Annotated in this window: 16 protein-coding genes; 8 read left to right on the top strand and 8 right to left on the bottom strand. The window is 30.6% G+C overall.

Annotated features, from left to right (window positions below):
- The first annotated feature begins 36 nt into the window (after positions 1-36).
- The 7 genes from DS884_RS16025 (at position 37) to DS884_RS15995 (ending at position 10,582) form a co-directional block, all read left to right on the top strand.
- Positions 37-225, top strand: a complete 189-nt coding sequence (locus DS884_RS16025) for a hypothetical protein (RefSeq protein WP_113787469.1) — start codon at positions 37-39, stop codon at positions 223-225.
- Between the two features lie 465 nt (positions 226-690).
- Complete coding sequence (locus DS884_RS16020) at positions 691-1,707, top strand: glycosyl hydrolase family 17 protein (protein WP_113787468.1); 1,017 nt, start codon at positions 691-693, stop codon at positions 1,705-1,707.
- A 63-nt stretch (positions 1,708-1,770) separates the two neighbouring features.
- The gene (locus DS884_RS16015) at positions 1,771-4,029 is read left to right on the top strand and encodes an IPT/TIG domain-containing protein (protein WP_113787467.1); all 2,259 of its coding nucleotides are present in this window, start codon (positions 1,771-1,773) and stop codon (positions 4,027-4,029) included.
- A 202-nt stretch (positions 4,030-4,231) separates the two neighbouring features.
- A complete protein-coding gene (gene lodA, locus DS884_RS16010) occupies positions 4,232-6,364 on the top strand; it encodes a CTQ-dependent lysine 6-oxidase LodA (protein ID WP_113787466.1) in 2,133 nt (710 codons plus the stop codon).
- Positions 6,364-7,470 (top strand): lysine-epsilon-oxidase maturase LodB, encoded by a 1,107-nt coding sequence (gene lodB / locus DS884_RS16005; protein WP_113787465.1) that lies wholly within the window; start codon positions 6,364-6,366, stop codon positions 7,468-7,470. Before lodA ends, lodB begins: the two co-directional genes overlap by 1 nt.
- Positions 7,471-7,673: 203 nt before the next feature.
- Positions 7,674-8,768, top strand: coding sequence for a hypothetical protein (locus DS884_RS16000; RefSeq protein ID WP_113787464.1), 1,095 nt, complete (start codon positions 7,674-7,676; stop codon positions 8,766-8,768).
- A gap of 44 nt (positions 8,769-8,812) precedes the next feature.
- Complete coding sequence (locus tag DS884_RS15995; RefSeq protein WP_113787463.1) at positions 8,813-10,582, top strand: FAD-binding oxidoreductase; 1,770 nt, start codon at positions 8,813-8,815, stop codon at positions 10,580-10,582.
- A gap of 247 nt (positions 10,583-10,829) precedes the next feature.
- Here DS884_RS15995 and DS884_RS15990 read toward each other — a convergent pair whose 3' ends face one another.
- The 4 genes from DS884_RS15990 to DS884_RS15975 all read right to left on the bottom strand — a co-directional run bounded on the left by DS884_RS15990 (position 10,830) and on the right by DS884_RS15975 (position 15,513).
- A complete protein-coding gene (locus DS884_RS15990) occupies positions 10,830-11,702 on the bottom strand; it encodes an MBL fold metallo-hydrolase (RefSeq protein ID WP_158530862.1) in 873 nt (290 codons plus the stop codon).
- A 7-nt stretch (positions 11,703-11,709) separates the two neighbouring features.
- Complete coding sequence (gene ggt / locus DS884_RS15985; protein ID WP_113787461.1) at positions 11,710-13,398, bottom strand: gamma-glutamyltransferase; 1,689 nt, start codon at positions 13,396-13,398, stop codon at positions 11,710-11,712.
- Positions 13,399-13,983 carry an ACP phosphodiesterase gene (locus DS884_RS15980; RefSeq protein WP_113787460.1) on the bottom strand — a complete coding sequence of 195 codons (585 nt, stop codon included), beginning with the start codon at positions 13,981-13,983 and terminating at the stop codon, positions 13,399-13,401.
- A gap of 66 nt (positions 13,984-14,049) precedes the next feature.
- A complete protein-coding gene (locus DS884_RS15975; RefSeq protein ID WP_113787459.1) occupies positions 14,050-15,513 on the bottom strand; it encodes an aminoacyl-histidine dipeptidase in 1,464 nt (487 codons plus the stop codon).
- A 93-nt stretch (positions 15,514-15,606) separates the two neighbouring features.
- Between DS884_RS15975 and recR the strand changes: the two genes are divergently transcribed.
- Entirely contained in the window at positions 15,607-16,224 is a 618-nt protein-coding gene (gene recR / locus DS884_RS15970; protein ID WP_093871798.1) for a recombination mediator RecR, read from the top strand.
- Here the strand turns inward: recR and DS884_RS15965 are convergent.
- The 4 genes from DS884_RS15965 to DS884_RS15945 form a co-directional block, all read right to left on the bottom strand.
- A complete protein-coding gene (locus tag DS884_RS15965) occupies positions 16,213-16,629 on the bottom strand; it encodes a hypothetical protein (RefSeq protein ID WP_199488225.1) in 417 nt (138 codons plus the stop codon). The two genes, recR and DS884_RS15965, sit on opposite strands and share 12 nt — an antisense overlap.
- Positions 16,630-16,886: 257 nt before the next feature.
- A complete protein-coding gene (locus tag DS884_RS15955) occupies positions 16,887-17,303 on the bottom strand; it encodes a hypothetical protein (RefSeq protein ID WP_233487173.1) in 417 nt (138 codons plus the stop codon).
- 343 nt (positions 17,304-17,646) lie between these two features.
- Complete coding sequence (locus DS884_RS15950; RefSeq protein WP_113787456.1) at positions 17,647-18,321, bottom strand: DUF4386 domain-containing protein; 675 nt, start codon at positions 18,319-18,321, stop codon at positions 17,647-17,649.
- 181 nt (positions 18,322-18,502) lie between these two features.
- Positions 18,503-18,811 (bottom strand): hypothetical protein, encoded by a 309-nt coding sequence (locus DS884_RS15945; protein ID WP_113787455.1) that lies wholly within the window; start codon positions 18,809-18,811, stop codon positions 18,503-18,505.
- Between the last annotated feature and the right edge of the window lie 153 nt (positions 18,812-18,964).

Raw genomic sequence — 18,964 nt, 5'->3', positions numbered from 1 at the left:
TTTATCTGTGTAAAATAAAAATTTTAAAAAATAATATTGTACACATACAAAAAAAATTTATCGACAACTAGTTTTCCTGATTTACCTAAATTACAAGACGGATTCCCCACAGGAATGCAACGTGTAATTATTGGTTCTAATGAATTACTAACACCACATTTACACCCAGATACTAATGAAACAACTATTTTTTTAAGCGGTTCTGGTGAAGTTGGAATTGTATAACCGAGTCCTTCTACACAAAATGAACCAATAGGATCAAAGTTGGTGAAATCAGAATTTAATACAAATGATGTGGTTTTTTACCACAAGGCTATCCTCATTATTTTAAAAATACAAGTACAGAGAAAGATATGGTGTAACTACTTGTTTTTAAAAACTTTAATTTTAATATTATACCGTTGCAGGTTTTATACAACAATTACCAAAAGCAGCAGATAGCGCTTTAAATACTAGTATATCAAATGTAGGTCATGAACTCCTAATTAAATACAAATTTTAATGTGAATTATTATAACATTAAAAAATAAAACACTCCTACCCATTTTCTATACGCTTAAAGAAATTAAAAAGAAAGTGATATGATTAGTATTTAAATTTGATAACAAGTCATTATAAAATGTGATTATTGAATCTAGGGGGAAGCTGAAAACTATGTAGAGTAGGCAAAATTCAAAAAGCTAATTATTTATGAGTAATTCAATTTTTAATACTACGGTAGGGGTCAACTTTAGTAATACATTTCAAAGTTCAGGAAAACAAGTAAGTGCAGCTACGGCAGCTTCACAAATAAAAGCAACAGGAGTTGGAGCTGTTAAAATGTTTACCTACAATCAAGCAACTTGCATTAGCGCTTTTGCCGCACAAGGATTGCAAGTTTTAGTAGATGTACCTAACGGTGATTTAGAACTATGTGCAAATAATGATACAACTACTATAAATGCTATAATAAAGGTGTTATCAGACAACTCAGCTACAATTCCAATGATTTGTGTTGGAAATGAACCTTTAGGAAGTTGGTGGAATAATGCATATTCTCCATATTTGGTAGATGCATTAACAAATATTAAAGCGGCAATTAAAGCAAAAGGACTTTCTACTAAAGTAACGGTTCCTTTTAATTATGCCATTATGGGGAATTCGTATCCACCTTCAGCAGGATCATTTAATAGCGGACTTAAAAGCATCATATTAGATGTATGTGCTATTTTAAAAGCAGATGATTCAGTGTTTATGATAAATGTATATCCTTTTATCACTCAAAACAATCAAAGAACTATTTCTTTAGAGTATTGTCTTTTTACCGCTAATAATGATCCAAGTGTATGGGTTACAGATGGAAATTATACCTACAAAAATATTTTTGATGCAATGTATGATGCTTTGTATGTAGCTTTAGGTAATAACAATTATGGTGATTTACCAATTGTAATAGGAGAAGCAGGTTGGCCAACAGGACCAGTAGCCACATATCCTTCTGCAACAAATTCTAATGCACAAACGTTTAATCAAAATTTAATTAATCATTGTAAAAGTGGTAATGGAACACCACGTAAACCAGGTATTAAAATTCCTTGTTTTATTTTCGAAATGTATGATGAAGATACTAAACCAATTGGAGCAGGTACTTATGAGCATCATTGGGGTGTTTATGAATATGATACAAAGAATAATGATTACAAAGCAAAATATACTTTGAATTTGTAATAGTTGTGTTTTTATAGGTAAATAATTATTAATTACTAAAAATTAACCCTTCGGGAAATCAACATGAAAATAACAACCTACAAATACCTACTATTAATAGTTGTCTTATTATTAGTAACGGTCAATTTAAAAGCGCAAACAATAACTTCATTGAGCCCTACTTCAGGGTCTTTAGGAGGGAATACAGTTGTATCAATTAAAGGAACAGGATTTATTAAAGATAATATTGTTGGTGTTTATTTTAAAAAACATGGAGCAGTAAAAGAATATAATGTTGTTTCTGAAACTCTTATCACATTCAAAACAACAGCTATTAGTTCACCTTCTATTGATAAAGTATACATTGAATTTAAAAAGGACGCAAAAAAAGTATATAGCTCTATAGTTTATGAATACAAACTACCAGAGATAAGCACCGTAAGTCCAAATTCAACTTCTGTAAAAGGAAAGAAAAAAATAACTATTAAAGGGAAGTACCTTTCTGGTACAACGTATGTGAAATTTGGATCTGCAGGAAATGTACCTTTATCAGTTACAGATACAATAGTTACAGTTGCGAACCCTCCTCATGTATCTAAAGAAATAGGTGTTCAGGTTGAGGTGCAATCAAACTTTTCAAGAATAACTGAAGCTTCTAAATTTACTTATAAAAGTGATAAACCTGATAGTACTTATGTTATTTCTTTAGATAATTTAACAGGCTTAGATAAAAAATATAAAATATATGTTTTAGGGTATAGTACAAGTTCACAAAAAATGTTAACTCTAAATGGGGCAACTTCACAAGGAACTTTTAAAAAAATGCCTTCTGATAGTGGTTATGTAAAATCTTATGAATTAGTAAAAGAGCTAAAAACTATTAAAGTATCTAACAAAAATCCTTTAGTTGGGGCAAGAATTTATTTTTTTATTAAAGACACTACTGTCACTTATAAAGATAATTCAACAAAAACAAGTAATAATAATTTAGGGTTTAAATACAAGAAATTTGGGGCAAGTGTTTTTCAAGTAAATAATCCACCACAAAATGCTTTCCCACAGTATAATTATATTGAAGCCACCTTTAAGAAAGACAAAGGATTGTTTATTGATATTTCTACAGTTGATGGATTTTTCTTTCCATTATCTATTATTGCTGAAGATAAAAGTGGAAATGAACTTGATAGAATAGGGCAGCCTCATAATATTACAGCTAAAAATATTACAGCAGCTTACAAACCATTTATGAAAAAACTAATAAAGGCAGGTGAGCCAACAGCAGCTTATTATACCCCTCTTAGTTATTCCGTTAATAAAGATTTAACAGCCTTATTAAATCCAGGGTTATACTTAGAAAAAGAAACAAGTATGTTAGAAACAGTATTTGATGAAGCTTTAAATAAATTGTTTACAGATACTAGTTTAAAAATGAATATATGGCAAAATGGAACAAATAAATTTTCTGCAAACTATACAGTAACACCTGTATCAGCGATAACTTTTCCTGGAACAACAAATAAACACGGTGCTTTAAAATTTACAGCTAGTGGTGCAGAAACATTATATGCATTTAATCCTGTAGGTTTTTCGGTAGTTTCTTATCAACAAGGAAATAAAAGAGCTCCAATTATGGGAAGTATAAATAAGAGAAACGAATTAATTTTTAAAACGCCCTTACCGTTAAATACAGGATTAAAAGTAGGTATGTATGTAAGTCCAGGAGGAGGTTCTTCAGATGGAATTACACGAATTACTAAAATTAATAAATCTAAAAAAGGAATTGTATCGGTTACATTAAACACTAGTAATGCATATAGTGCTTCTTTTCAGTATAAATTTGCGAAAGCACCAACACAATATTATTACTCTTCTGGTCAAATGACATTTGCAGGAATTGGTTTATTTGCAGATGGATCTTTTAGATATCCAGGTAAATCAAATAAAGCAATCAATAACCAGACTGTAATTAACGGGTTGGAAAATCAAATAAGTACTGCGTTAAATAGAGGAATTGCTATTGTAGATTATAAAACAGCAAAAACAGCTGGTTATACAACCACAAATTGGGGAAAAGAAACAAGTTGGTATCCTAAAAACCAACCTCAAAATTACTTCTCTTACTTTTTACACACAACTAAAGTAGGCGGCACTAATATATTTACTTTACCAATAGTAAATAAAACAAAATCATCAAGAGGGGATTATATGGGAAGAGCATATGGTTTCGCTTACGATGAAAACCCAATAGGAGGTAAAGGTGGAGCACAAGTTCCTTCAGAATTCCCAGGGTCATTTCCTAAAGGAACTACTCAATTAAAATTAATATTAGGTTCTTGGAAATAAATAAAAAAATCAATAATTTTTTAAAATACTGGTTGTATAGCATTTAATTATAATTTTATTAAAAGGGTAAGAGTGTTTTTTATATCAAAAAATAAAACACTCTTACTCATTTAACATACGTTTAAAGAAAGAAGAAGAATAGCATAATGATTAGTGTTTAACTTAGAGAGTAAAATAAATTATCGAACTAAATACTAAAATTATGGAACTAAAAATTAGCCCTTCCGTAGGGGTTGCTCGATTAGGGAATAGTAGGAAGCAGTTTTGCCTTTCTCCTGATGAAATTGGTGGTCTTCCTTATGAAGCAGATGCATCTGGTAATAAATTAGGACCCATTAAAAATTTTAAAGATGACGAAAGTCAAGTAAGAAGGCAAGGGCAACTTTTTAAGGTGTTTGATGCTGATGGTAAAGAATTAACCGCTAACTCATCAAATGTTTCTTTAATGGAATGGACTGTGCATTTAGCAAATAAAAAAGCTGCTTGGTATCAGTACAGCGAATTAGAAGGAAACCTTCTTTATGGAGAAGAGAATAGTTATAAAAACCGAGGGGTAGAATTTAGAAACCCATCATTAAAAACAGAAAAAGAAAGGCAAACATTAATTATTGATCCAGGACCAAGAAGTGTGAGTGGACCTAATCAAGAGATTGGTTTCGATAAGAGCAATGTGCCTCCAGGGTATCCATCTCAGTATCCACCTGAAGAAGTTACTTCTGGTACAGCAATTAAAACATTAGGTGATCTTAAAACTGATGATGACGGAAGATTAATTGTTTTAGGAGGGTATGGAAATGCAGGAGGAAATGAGCCTCTTACTAGTTATGGAGGGTCAAATACTTGGCATGATGATATTGCTGATGGTCCGGTTTATTGTAGCATTATTTTTAATGACGGTACACCACCTGCTACTCTAGAAGCATGGGTAATTGTTGGTTCTCCAGATTTTGCTCCAGAAATTGTAAATATTTCTAATTTGAGTGATAGTATGTTTGATGTTGGAGTACGTAGTTTTAATCTTGTGCCAGGTATGTGTCAACATGGTATATTTAATGCCTCGTATAAAGTGAATTATCAGAGAGATATTTTACCAATTATAAAACGATTTGCTGGCTATCAATGGGTAGCTAATGTACAATCAATGATTGCCTTTTCTTCCAATATATTTGATTTTTCTGATCCTAGCGAAGAGAATAAGGCTAATAGAGAGAATTATTTTTCTTATTTCAGACGTCCAAATGATAAATTGAATTCAGTTCCTAATGAACCACAATCTCAGTTATTTAAAACTAATGGAGATGATTCTTTTCCAATGATGCCTTTAAATTCGGGAAGTAACTCGGTGAGTAATGAAACTATTGTGAAGTTTTTATCATTAAACGATACACAATATTTTATGCTTAAACAATGGGCAAATGGTAATTTTGAGAACAATCCAAATTATGAACCTTTTCCTATTAGTAAAGAAGATCAAGCAAGTGTAGGAAACTGTGTTGGTTTACCAATGTGTCCAGGTATTGAGGTAACTTGGAGTGTGCAAAATTCAAAAATATATGCAGCTCCTTTTGTAATTTCAAATCAAAAAGGTATTGGAGGTTATAATACTACAGGTTTAACACCATCAAGAGATGAATGTGAAGGAGGTGGTTGTGAGCCAGGCGATTTAACAAAAAGAATGGCATGTCCTTGGCAAGCAGATTTTTTTCAATGTACTGTGCAACCTGTTAATTTTACAAACCCTAATTTTAATAAAGATACAAGAGTAACAACTACAGAAGAAAAGACTGAAAATGTTTGGGTAGGTTCTAATACTGTTTTTAAAGACGAACAAACTATAGAAAAAGATCCAGTTAAAGAACCGTTACCACCTACTTATTATTCATATTGGTGGCCACCACAGAGTCCATGGGATGTATTAACTGGTGAAACAACATTAGAAGGTCAAATGCATTCTCATTTACCAGCTGGACAGCAAATGAATTATGCTCGTGGAATTAATAGTTTTGTTCAAATGGTTGAGCATTGGTCTTCCATGGCTTTTATTAGAAACACAAACTCTCAAGATAAAGGATTTCCTTATTTCACAGAAACAGAACGCACAAATGAATTATTTTCATTTGTAGAATATGGAGTAGGACAAGTAAGTGGTAATGGAGACGATAATGAAACTACAATTCCAGTATTTTATATAGAAGATGATTTAAAGCGTATTGGAGAAAAAAATGAAAGAGCAAAAAAATTAGTCTCTTTCCTTGAAAAACGTGCTTTTAAGAAAATAAGTGTAAGTAAAAATGGACTAGGCACGCCTCGTTCAGGAACAAGAATGAGACGCTAATGTCAAATGCTATAAAACATACCGATGTGCTTATTGTTGGTGGAGGTCCAAGTGGAGCCTCTGCCGCATTAAGTTTATTAAACTATTCTAAATGCGATGTTACCCTTATTGAGCAATCCGATTTTAATAAAACAAGAGTAGGTGAACATGTTTCTGCAAGTATTTTTGATTTGATAAACTATTTAAAATTAAATAAAAGTGATTTCGAGGAAAATAGTTTTATACCAGCATATGCTAGTAAATCTTATTGGGGAAGCGACAAGGTAAGCACTACGAATGCTATTTTTACTACTGATGAGGCTACTTTTCAATTAGATAGAGAAAAGTTTGATTTTAAATTAATAGAAACAGCTGCGGAAAGAGGAGCTACTATTTACCCCAGAACTAAGTGTTTAGATTATGAACAGTTAGAAGATAAAAGCTGGCGGGTATTTCTTAGTCATCCTACGGAAGGGAAATTTACAATCAAAGCTAATTATTTGGTAGATGCTTCAGGTAGGTCAGCTAATGTGTGTAGAAAAGTAGGAGGAAGTTCGAAAAAAGACGATTCACTTATGGGAGTAGGATTGTTTTTGGAATTGAATAATGTCTCTAAAAAGTTTGAACAAACATTAGAATCAGTAGAGTTAGGTTGGTGGTATGCTGCTTGTTTGCCAGATAATAAAATGGTAATTACTTTTTTTTCTGATGCTGATATTATTTCTGAAAAAAAATTACATCAGCTTGACGTTTGGGAAAGTTTGTTACAAGAAACGAATCACATAAAGCATCTTCTCAATAATACTGAGGCTCTTTCAAATAAATTATGGGTCAGAAATGCTCATACGCAAATAAGCGATGTAAGAAATTTAGAAAATTTTATAGCGATTGGAGATGCAGCAGTTTCATTTGACCCAATTTCTTCAATGGGAATAGGTTTTTCTATTAGTTCAGCTTGTTTTGCTGCGAAATACATTGCTCATAAAATAGAAGAAGGTTCTTCATCAATTGACATATATCAAGAAGATATTTTAAAGAATTATAAACAGTACCATGATATAAAAAAAAGGTACTACCAAGAAGAAAAACGATGGCCAAGGGCTGTTTTTTGGCAACGTAGAAGTTAATAAAGTTTTTTTAAAAGATTAATAATCAGAGGTAAAAATAATATTAAACAAGAACGTTTTGTTTTTACATCAAAAAATAAAGCACTCGCACCTGTTTAATATACGCTTAGAGAAGTTCGAAGAAAAGTAACGTTTTTAGTATTTAAATTAGAAAGTGAGAAATTAATATACCAGTCATTTAAAAAACTTAAAAATATAACACAATGGAAACTACATCTAAAGCAGAAAAGTCAATATCAGAAAATATACCAGCAGGTTGGATTGGAGGATTTGCAGCGTCAAATCCAGCTTTTGCATATCCAAATCCAGATCTAACATCATTACCAATGCCCGATAATATGTTGAATATTGATAAACTTCAACGTCAGCAAGCTGTAAAATGGCCAGAGTTTAGTTGGGAAACACAAAAGGGACAACCAGACCCGAAACGATGTTACCAAATGTTTGCTCCTGATATTTCAAGAATTGGATATACAGATACAGGTAAAGTTTATTCTATCATTTGTCCTCAACAAGGTATTAGTTCACCCTCTTTAGGTACTTTAAATGTTGAGGTTACGGTTACTGGAACTAGAGGTTGGGTAAATGAAGATAATAAAGAGTTAGCTGCCGATATGGGAGTAGTTGGTAAAATTTGGTTCAGCCCAGGTGCAAAACAAAACTTTATAGTAAAACAATTGTGGGATCATTTTGAAAAAAGTTATTTACCTTTTCCTTCAAAAAAATCACAGGCAATAGTTGTTTTTACAAGTATAGTAGGGAATCCTGAACAACCAATATTTCCTTTAAGTAAAGGGCAAAGTACTGGTTTTCCTATCCCTGATTTTGCTAAACATGAAGAAGAAGCATGGACTGTTGGTAATTTAAATGTACAAATTGGAGCGATTAAAAAAACAGGATATCCAGTAGTAGATGAGTTTAATAAATTTATTATGGATATTTTCAATTTAGGCTCAGGAAATATGTTGCAGAAAGATAATATACTTACATGGAATGTATGGTTTACTCCACCTGAATTAGTTGATCAAGATGAATGGGCAAGTCACGCAAGGAAATGGAGAGAGTCTATTGATGCCGATCATGGTTCTCCTGAAGGTCCAGGTACAATTGCAAGATATTATGATGGAACACCTTTTAAAGTTGGGTTAAATACTCTAAAAAAAGATGTAGAAAATGAAATCATTAAAGTAACTGAGGAAACAATTAAAAAAGAAGAACATAATAAGTTGTTTAACTTTTTAGAAAATATAGAAGGAGAGGAAAAAGACAAAATTTTGAATAGTTTAAAAAAAATATAAGAATATAATTAACTAAAAAAGAACTCAAATTATCCCCCAACTTTATGGAAAACGATATATATGCAATAGATAAGAATCAAGAAGTCATAGAAAAATTTAAAAAAGCTTTTGATGATTGTCCTTTAAAACCTAATTTTTGGAGCCCTTCAGAAGAGGACTCTTATAATCAATTAAGAAAAGTTTTTAATCGAAGGTTTGATTTTATGCCTTCCTTAATTATTCAACCTTATAATACAGAGCATGTAGCTATTGCTACAAAGTATGCTACGGATAATAATATACAAATTACAGTAAAATCTGGAGGGCATGATCATGAAGGTGAATGTGTAGCTACAGGAAAAGTATTAATTGATTTTGCTTTAATGAATAAAACAGATGTGTCTTTAAAAAATTACCCTCAAGATAAAGTTGAGGTGAGGCAAATAAGTATTCAGCCTGGAGCAAAATTTAAAAATATAAAGGAAGTTTTAGATAGAGAACATTTAGGAATTCCACACGGAACATGTCAAAGTGTAGCCATCGCAGGGTATACGATGGGAGGTGGTTGGGGGCCTTGGACTCGTAAATATGGAATGGGATGTGAACGATTAATGGGAGCAACCATTGTTCTGGGTAATGGTACTGTGAAATATTTAGGAACGAGCGCTTTTTATAATAAAGAAAAAGTTAACGACTTTAATACAGAAGGAATGTGTAGTAGATTGTTGTGGGCAATTCGTGGAGGAGGCGGATTAAGCTATGGAATTATAACAGAGTTTTTCTTTGAGCCTTTTGAACTACCTGAAATAGCTTCTAGTTTTCATATTTCTTATGATATGTTAGCTGTATTCAAAAAAATAAAAGCAACAGCAGTTATTGAAGCATGGGAAAGTATTACTTCACCAGGAAAAAATAACCAACTTATAGGAACGAACTTAAAAGTTGTTGCAAAACAGGTTTCATATAAAAATGAGGTATCTAAAGATGCAGTTTTGGATTGGACGCTAAATGGACATTTTGGAGGTACTCGTAAAGAGCTGAAAATTATGATGATTGAATGGGGAGGGTATTTAGTTGAATTAATAGAAAAGGACCCTGATTTTACTAAAGAAGAAAAATTAGAAATGACTATGTCTGTTATTGATGGGTTAAAGGTTAAATTTGATGAATTAACTAATGAAGCACATATTTCAACTTTTATTAAAGGAGTTACTAATGGATATCCTTATACTTTTGAATCATGGGATAGATATTCTGTTAGTGCAAAAGAAAATGGTTTGAGTTTAGAAACCGATTGCCCTGCTCCACATAAAATAACTTCAAGAATGCCTACTACTGACTGGAATAAAAAGAGTAGAGAACAGTTAGTTTGCTCTTTGCAGTCAACATTATTACAGGGAATAGAGAAAACAAATATTTCATCATATATTACTTTGGGTGCTATTCAGGGAAACTTTTATAAAACTAGTATAGCAAAAAGTCGATCTGCTTTAAAGTGTGCTTTTCCATATCAAGATAGAGCTTTTACGATTCAGTATCAAACATGGTGGGACATGCCTACACAAAGTAAAACCGATTGTAAATGTAAAATGGACTCCTATACTTTAGACAAAGTAATCCCAACACGATTCTATTCAAACAGAGCCTTAGATTGGATGGAAGAATGTCGTGATTATAAAATAAACGAAACTGATGGTTCTTTTATTAGTTTTAAAGACGCTTCAGTTCCAACTAAAAATTATTTTGTAGATAATTATGAAAAGTTAATGACTATAAAATTAGATTATAGTGAAGATAAAAAGTGCCTTTTTAAATCAAGAAAAACAATTTTATAAGTATTAACCGTTTTTTTAATGTTTCTAGTTTCATAAACAATTATTAAAACAAGTTAAAAAAGTATTATTGAATTTGGATAGGAATGTACGGGGGACTGTAAAATGTTTTTGATTCTTTTGAGGGGGCTCTTAAAAGTTAAATATAAAACAGGCTACACCTTTTTATGTACTTCCTATCCTTGTTTTAGAATTGAAGTTTTTTAATAAGTGTAGAATGTTAGAAAGATAGTAACTAATTAATTTTTAGTTATATAAAAATTCTAATAGATAAGTCATTGTTTTTATATAGGAGCGTATTATATCCTGAATACTTTTCTTTTACCCTAGTACATATACTTTCTTGAATACATTTTAAAAATTCTTGAAGGTCTTTTAGTTTATTAAAACTTACTTCAGGAGTACCGTGGGCACCAAATAATCTGTAATTGATATCTAAAATCGAAAGTAAATAATCAACACTTTCTTTATATTTCTTTATATCATCAACATTAAATAAAAATAGTTCCCCATTGTATAAGTAATCACCTAGAAAAGCAACTTTATCTGTGGTATCAATAATAGCTACTGATTCAGAAGTATGTCCTGGAATATTTATAATTTGAATTTTTTTGTTTCCTAAATCAATATCAGTTTTAATTGGTAACCATTCATTAACTGTAACGTTTTTAGGGTAATTACCAATGAATAAATCTTCACCAGTAAAAGAATATGTACTATTTACAACCTTTTGTTTTAAAAAGGGTACATCAGGAAAAGCTACCTTTTTAAACTCACCTATATTTTGATTATGATCAAAATGAAAATGAGAAAGTAGCAAAGTAATAGGAAGGGAAGTTAATTCTTTAAGTTTGTAAATCATTTTTGTACCATCTTGACCTGAATTTTCTCCGGATCCAGTGTCAAACATAATCGCTTTTTCATCTCCAACTATTAAATAACTTACATTTCTCTGAGAACTTTTGGGTTCAGCAATACTATATGTGTTTTTGGTAACTTTAGTAGTAGTATACCAGTTCTCTTTTATGGTAGGTTGCGGAGTAGATGAATTCTCTGAATCACCGCAGGCAGCAAAAACAAATATTAAATTAATAAGTATAATAATCTTTTGTTTTCTCATCATACATTTTTTAAAACCCTTCAGCTTTATCATCTCCTCTTTGATCAGCACCTCCTTCTAATTTACCATTAGGTAGTACTAAAATAGCATCTACTTTTCCAATAACAAGAGAGTTTTTCTCATTTAAATTGTAGCCAATTTGTTGTAATTTATTTTTAACATCAGTAGAAAATCCATTAGGTTCCATTTTAATATCATCAGGAAACCATTGATGATGAAATCTTGGTTGATTTACTGCTTCTTGCATTCCCATTTTATATTCATGAACATTTAAAATAGTTTGTAAAACTGAGGTGATAATGGTAGATCCTCCTGGAGTTCCAACGACCATAAATAGATTTCCGTTTTTTTCTACGATAGTAGGTGTCATAGAGCTTAACATGCGCTTTTCAGGAACAATTTTATTGGCTTCAGCTCCTAACAAACCAAACATATTAGGTACACCTGGTTTGCTGCTAAAATCATCCATTTCATTGTTCAAGAAAAAACCTAGCTCTGAACAATATAATTTAGATCCATAGCCAGCATTAATTGTAGTAGTAACAGAAACAGCGTTCCCAAACTGATCAACAATAGAGTAATGAGTGGTTTCATTACTTTCAATTATTTCAATGTTACCATGTGAAATATCTTTGGAAGAAGTAGGTTTTTCAAATGAAAAGTTACTCATTCGTTTAGTTGCATATTTTTTACTTATTAACTCTTTTTGTGGAATAGAAACAAAATCAGGATCACCTAAAAAATAACTTCTGTCGGCATAAGCTCTTCGTTCAGCTTCTGTAATTAATTGAATTGATTTAGTTGAGTTATGTCCAAAGTTATGTAAATCATAAGGTTCAATACTATTCATGATTTGCGCTAAACAAATTCCACCACTTGAAGGTGGAGACATTGAAATAATTCGTAAATCATCATACTGAAAAGTAATTGGAGTTCGCCATTTAGCTTCATATTTAGCTAAATCTTCTTCTGTAATATAACCACCATTTTCTTGCAAAAAAGCAGCAAGTTTTTTTGCAGTTTCTCCTTTATAAAATTCATCTCTACCATTTTTTTGAATTCTAGTTAAAGTTTCTGCCAAAGCGTTATATTTTATAGTATCTCCTTTTTTCCATTCTCTTGTTAAATGAATACTATCTTTATTAGCTTTAAAAAAGTTAGAACGATGCTTTTGAAGTCTTTTTTCTTGTTTTTCGGTAACAATAACTCCATTTTTAGCTAATTCAATTACGGGTTGAATAATTTCTTTAATTGATAAAGAGCCAAATTTTCGATGAACTTCAAAAACACCAGCAACGGTTCCTGGTACACCTACAGCAGTAGCACCTAAAGTACTTTTGTTTTCAATAATTACACCTAAAGAATCTAAATACATGTCTCTTTCAGAAGCTAATGGGGCTTTTTCTCTATAATCTAGAGCGCCAATTTCACCGGTGTTTTTCCTGTAAACCATAAAACCACCGCCTCCAATGTTTCCTGCATACGGATAAGAAACAGCTAAGGCTAGCTCAGTGGCAACCATTGCATCGAAAGCATTACCTCCTTTTTTTAAAATATCTACACCAATTTTAGAAGCTTCTTTCCTAGCAGAAACTACCATTGCTTTATTTGTTATTAAGCCAATTTTATTTTCCTTTTTAATAGTAGTTTTACAGTTGGTAATAAATATAAATAGAATTAAAATATATAAATTTTTCATTTAGATAGTCTTTAATTTTTCTGTGCAAAAAATTCGTAAGTCTTCAAAAAATAAGGTGAAGTCATCCTCAAATAAATGATAGTTAATTAACAAGTCTTCTGAAGCTAAATTCATTTGAGATTTTCCTTTTGTTCGTTTATTCATTCCATTTAAAACCTCTTGAATACCCTTAGCGAATTGATAGTTATATAACCAATTATATTTAATCATATAAGGAAGTAATTCTTGTGTTTTTTCAGGCAGAATTTCTATGTTTTCTTCTAGTAAATTATAGACAGATTTCACATAAATATTTAGAGGTATTTGTGAATATTTGTTCCAGTTAATAGCTAAAAAGTGATCGTAAAAAATATCTATAATAACACCATCATAATGTCCGTAACGTTCATGAAGTCTGCGTTTACTTTGTCTAACAATTTTATGAGTATCAGTAAAAGTATCTATCTCACGATGTAAAAATATGCCTTTTTGTATTTCTTCAGTGTAGTGAGAAAATTTATTTCCTCGAATATGATCGGCTATAAAGTTGCCAATCATGATGTTTTTTTTATTATTTGAAAGGTATAAATGAGCTAAAAAATTCATTTTATAAATGTAAACAAAAAAACCACAACTATAAAAGTTGTGGCTTTATAAAAAATGTTCTTACATTTAATTTCTGGCAGGAATATTTTTTAATATTTCTAGTAAAAAAGCCCAATATTTTTGAGTAGATGAAATTTGAGCGCGCTCATCTGGAGAGTGTGCACCTCTTATATTAGGACCAAAAGAAACCATGTCCATTTCAGGATAGTTCTGACCTAAAATACCACATTCTAAACCAGCGTGACAAGCAGCCACATGAGGTTTCTCATTATGTAGTTTTATGTATAAATCAGTAACTATTTTTAATATTTCAGAATTAACATTTGGCAACCATCCAGGGTAAGAACCAGAAAGTTCAACATCAAAACCTGCAAGTTCAAAAGTAGCACGTAAAGAGTTTGCTAAATCCCATTTATTAGTTTCTGAGGAAGAACGTGTTAAAGATCCAATTTTAATAGCCCCATCTTTTACAATAATACGAGCTACATTATTTGATGTTTCTACTAAGTTTTCTATATCTGGACTCATTCTGTATACACCATTTAAAGAAGCATATACTGATTTAATAAGTCCTTCTTGTACTCCTAAATCCATAACGTTTTTAGGAGAAGTCACTTCTTTTAATTCAATAGAAAGGTTTTTCTCTAAACTAGAAAATTCAGCTTTAATATTATTAATAAGTTCGTTTAATTCATATAAAAACGGTTCTTTTGAAACACTGTCAATTACAACAGTAGCAAAACTTTCACGAGGAATAGCATTGCGTAAACTACCACCGTTAATTTCAGATACACGTAAGCCAAAGTTTGTAAAGCCATCAAATAATAATCTATTCATTATTTTATTAGCATTTCCTAAACCTTTATGAATATCCATTCCTGAATGACCACCATTTAAACCAGTAACAGAAATTTCAAAAGATGTTGTGTTTTCAGGAGTAGCTTCTTCAGTATAGTTTCTTGTAGCAGTGATGTCTACACCACCAGCACATCCCATACCAATTTCATCGTCTTCCTCGGTATCTAAGTTTAATAATATTTCACCTTTTAAAATACCACCTTCAAGTCCCATTGCACCTGTCATTCCAGTTTCTTCATCAATGGTAAATAAAGCTTCAATTGCAGGGTGAGCAATATCTGAAGAAGATAAAACAGCCATAATTGATGCAACACCTAATCCATTATCAGCACCTAATGTAGTTCCGTCAGCTTTTACCCAGTCACCTTCAACAATCATTTTTATACCTTCAGTATCGAAATCGAAAACAGTATCTGCATTTTTTTGATGAACCATATCTAAATGGCTTTGCATAACGATTGTTTTTCTATTTTCCATTCCAGCAGAAGCAGGTTTACGAATAATTACATTACCTACATTATCAACCATGGTTTCAAGGTTTAATTTCTTCCCAAAATCAACCATAAATTGAATTACTCTTTCTTCTTTTTTAGAAGGACGTGGTACAGCGTTTAGATCAGAAAAATGATTCCAAACAGTTTTAGGTTCTAAGTTTCTTATCTCTGAATTCATTGTGAATTATTTGTTTAGTTTTAAAGCACGAAGATAGGTTTTTAATGTGAAATAAGATGGTGAAGCATCGTTGAAAAATTGTAAATTTGCCACATGGATTTTTCTTCAAAATTATTAGAAAATGCGGTAAATGAAGTAAGCAGATTACCAGGTATTGGTAAAAGAACTGCCTTACGATTAGTATTGCATTTATTAAAGCAACCTACTGAGAATACTAAATACTTAACTGAAGCATTAGCCTCATTAAGAAATGATGTAAAATCATGTAGAAAATGTCATAATATTTCAGATACAGTTTTGTGTGATATTTGTGCAAGTTCTAATAGAAATGCTGAAATTGTTTGTGTTGTTGAAGATATAAGAGATGTTATGGCTATTGAAAATACAGCTCAGTATAGAGGTTTGTATCATGTATTAGGAGGTAAAATATCACCTATTGAAGGAGTAGGACCTCAAAATTTACAGATAGAATCGTTAGTTGAAAAAGTAAAAGAAGGAGAGATTAAAGAGCTTATTTTTGCATTAAGTTCTACGATGGAAGGAGATACTACAAACTTTTATATTTATAAACAAATTGAAAAGTATGCTATTAAAACATCAACAATTGCAAGAGGTATTTCAGTGGGTGATGAATTAGAGTTTGCAGATGAAATTACCCTAGGGAGAAGTATTGTTAACCGTATACCTTTTGCGCAATCTTTAAAGAGTTAGGGTTTTCATTTTTTTTGCAACTTTAAATTCAATTGACATAAGGATTAATACTATTACTATTTCGATTAAGAAATATATACAACCGAAAATCGTAATCGTATTTAAATGAAGACCTATTAGAGCTACTGATATTAAACAATATATTAAATTCAGTATTGCTATTCCTTTTAATAATAGCCCAACCTTTTGATGTTTTTTCTGATAACTATATAAATCGTATATCGCAAAAAAGATTGGTATTATAGCTAGGAAGTATAGTGTTTTAGAAGGAATTCCAAAGACTTGCTCAAATCTAGTAAGTACAACTCCCAGTAAAAAAGCTGATAATATTGCTCCAAGTCCGTCAATTAGGAAGAGTTTTTGTGGATTTAATCCAGCTTTATTTATAAGGTTCCTGAGTGTCAATTTTTATTTTTTTATTATCTATACTTGCACAAAATGCTACAGCTATGGTTAGTATAGGAATTAAAATTCCTGAATTACCGATTAAGCACTTAGCCAAAAATTTTCATTTTGTTTTTTCTGCTCTAAAGTCAAATTTATTTCATATTTCTCTAACGGGTAATCTAAAAAGATTTGGTGGACATTATAAAAATACAATAAACTTAGGGTTAAACATCAAAACGTGTATTGAATATTACCATTGTTAGCCACTGGTTTTTTTATCTCAATATTTCTGTCAGATATACTATTCCAAATATCCAACCTAAATATAATAATGTGTAATTCAATGAATACAATGCCGAAATTCCGAGTTTTCCTTTTGTTTCCTTAAATTTTGAAAACACAAATTTTAAAGCTCTAAAGAATATCCAATATAACATTGCTAATATTATAAAAATAGAAATCCAAAATACAGCTTCTAGTATGATTAAAAGAAAGAAAAATATTATAGTCATTCCAATCCAAAGTAAGACAGATATAATTAATCCACTAATAAAATCATCAGTATCAATACTTGGTATATCATCCCAGTCTGGAAATTCACCAGTGGATGAGAATATATCTCCAGTTTTAAACTTCTTAAATTTAGGAAAGTCATTTCTTAATTCAATCCCTTTGTAAAGCCCGTATGTCATAAAGAGGAAAAATGAAGTTCCTATTATAGATAATGATAGGTATAGATTCGAAGTAATTGTTCGATTATAATTTTCTCCAGTCAAGTAAACGGTCAGAGTTGTAATTCCAATTACAAATAAAGAAACTGTAAAAACAGATTTCCCTCTTAAATATGTCTTTTTCCCTTTCAAATAATTTGTTTTTTGTGCTTGCAGCTAACGAATTTGTGTATGGTATTGGTTACGTTTAGACTAAGATAGTAAATAAAGAAAAACTCATTGTTTGGGAGCGAAGAAATTCCGAAGGGAATTTCATACGCAATGAGCTTTCTACTATGCTGTATTCAGTTTTTATTTTATAAAGTTATATGATTTTATTTTTTAGCGTTGATGAATTCATTCCTTTGAAAATTAACCAAAATGGAAGAATTAGTTGAATTATTCCAATTGGTAAAAGCATATTCATGCTTATACTATGTCCGAAAATTGATGATAACTCCTCAATGAACATAAGAATTACAGCAATTATACCAAAAATAGAAATTATCCTTGGGAGAAGTTTTGATAAAAAAAACATATAGTACAATACAAAAACTGGAAAGCAAGAAATTAATAGATAAAAATAGTGTGTCCAAAAATGTTTCTTATAAATGAGAGTCTCCAAAATGTTTAAGGAATTATTACTTTCGTTACCGACATATTCTTTACTCAATTCCAACATTGATATGACACTTACATTATCAATCATAATGGCAATAAAGTTTAAAATACAAAAAGCAAAGTATAAATAAGCTAAAAGCATATTATGTTTTTTAAAAATTGGTAATAGTACTATTGCGACGACTATAGATACTATTCCGCTAAATATTCCAAGAACAACAGAACCTATAATTTTATTTGAGTTTTCTGAAGTGGAAGTAAGAAAATTATCTGAAAAAAGTATTGGTCCTTGTAAGAATTGAAAAATTATGATGCCAGAAATAAAAACGAATAATAATAATACACCAGTAATTCTACCTGTTTTTTTATTTGAATTCATGTATAGTTTTTTGATTAGTTTTATATTTAGAGATAGCCTCTAAATATAAAGACGCAAATTTTTCGTAAATGGTTGCCTGGGTTTTATATTTTTTTAATTGAATACAACGTATCGGTTATGGTTAGTATGGGATTAAAAGAAACTAAATTTTCCATTAAGCAGTTTAATACAAATTTTTTCTTTACTCAGGAAATTTATCAAACTCCCATATCCAATTAGATTCATCCTTGAATTTCCACAATACTGATTTTTCTTTTCTTTTTACGTCTACTAAATCAAATCCTCCGTCGTCAGCAATTCCACAAACACAAGTTAAAATTAAAAATTGACCTGATTTGCTAATAGTTTTTTTTACTTCATTCCATACAACTATTCCTTTACGGTCTGTACTTTCAGTAGTTAGATTATTTCCATCAATTACAGGTTCAATAAAAGCAGAATTTGAATATATAATTTTTTCATATTCAATAGAGATTTCATCTTTAAACACTTTTAAAACTAAATCAAATCATTTTTTCTTAATGAAAGCTAATGTTCTAGTATAAGAGTTATAACGCAATTTTAGCGTAAAATAATTAAAATAAATGAAATTAATTGTCTACGAGATTTATCCAAAGGAATAAATCCGAAAGTAATTAATTAT

Origin of the sequence: Tenacibaculum sp. E3R01, from assembly GCF_003318185.1 — a bacterium.
In the GTDB taxonomy this organism is placed as follows: Bacteria; Bacteroidota; Bacteroidia; order Flavobacteriales; family Flavobacteriaceae; genus Polaribacter; species Polaribacter halocynthiae.
The sequence above is the reverse complement of the archived record's forward strand: the minus strand, read 5'-3'. Positions and strand labels throughout refer to the sequence as shown.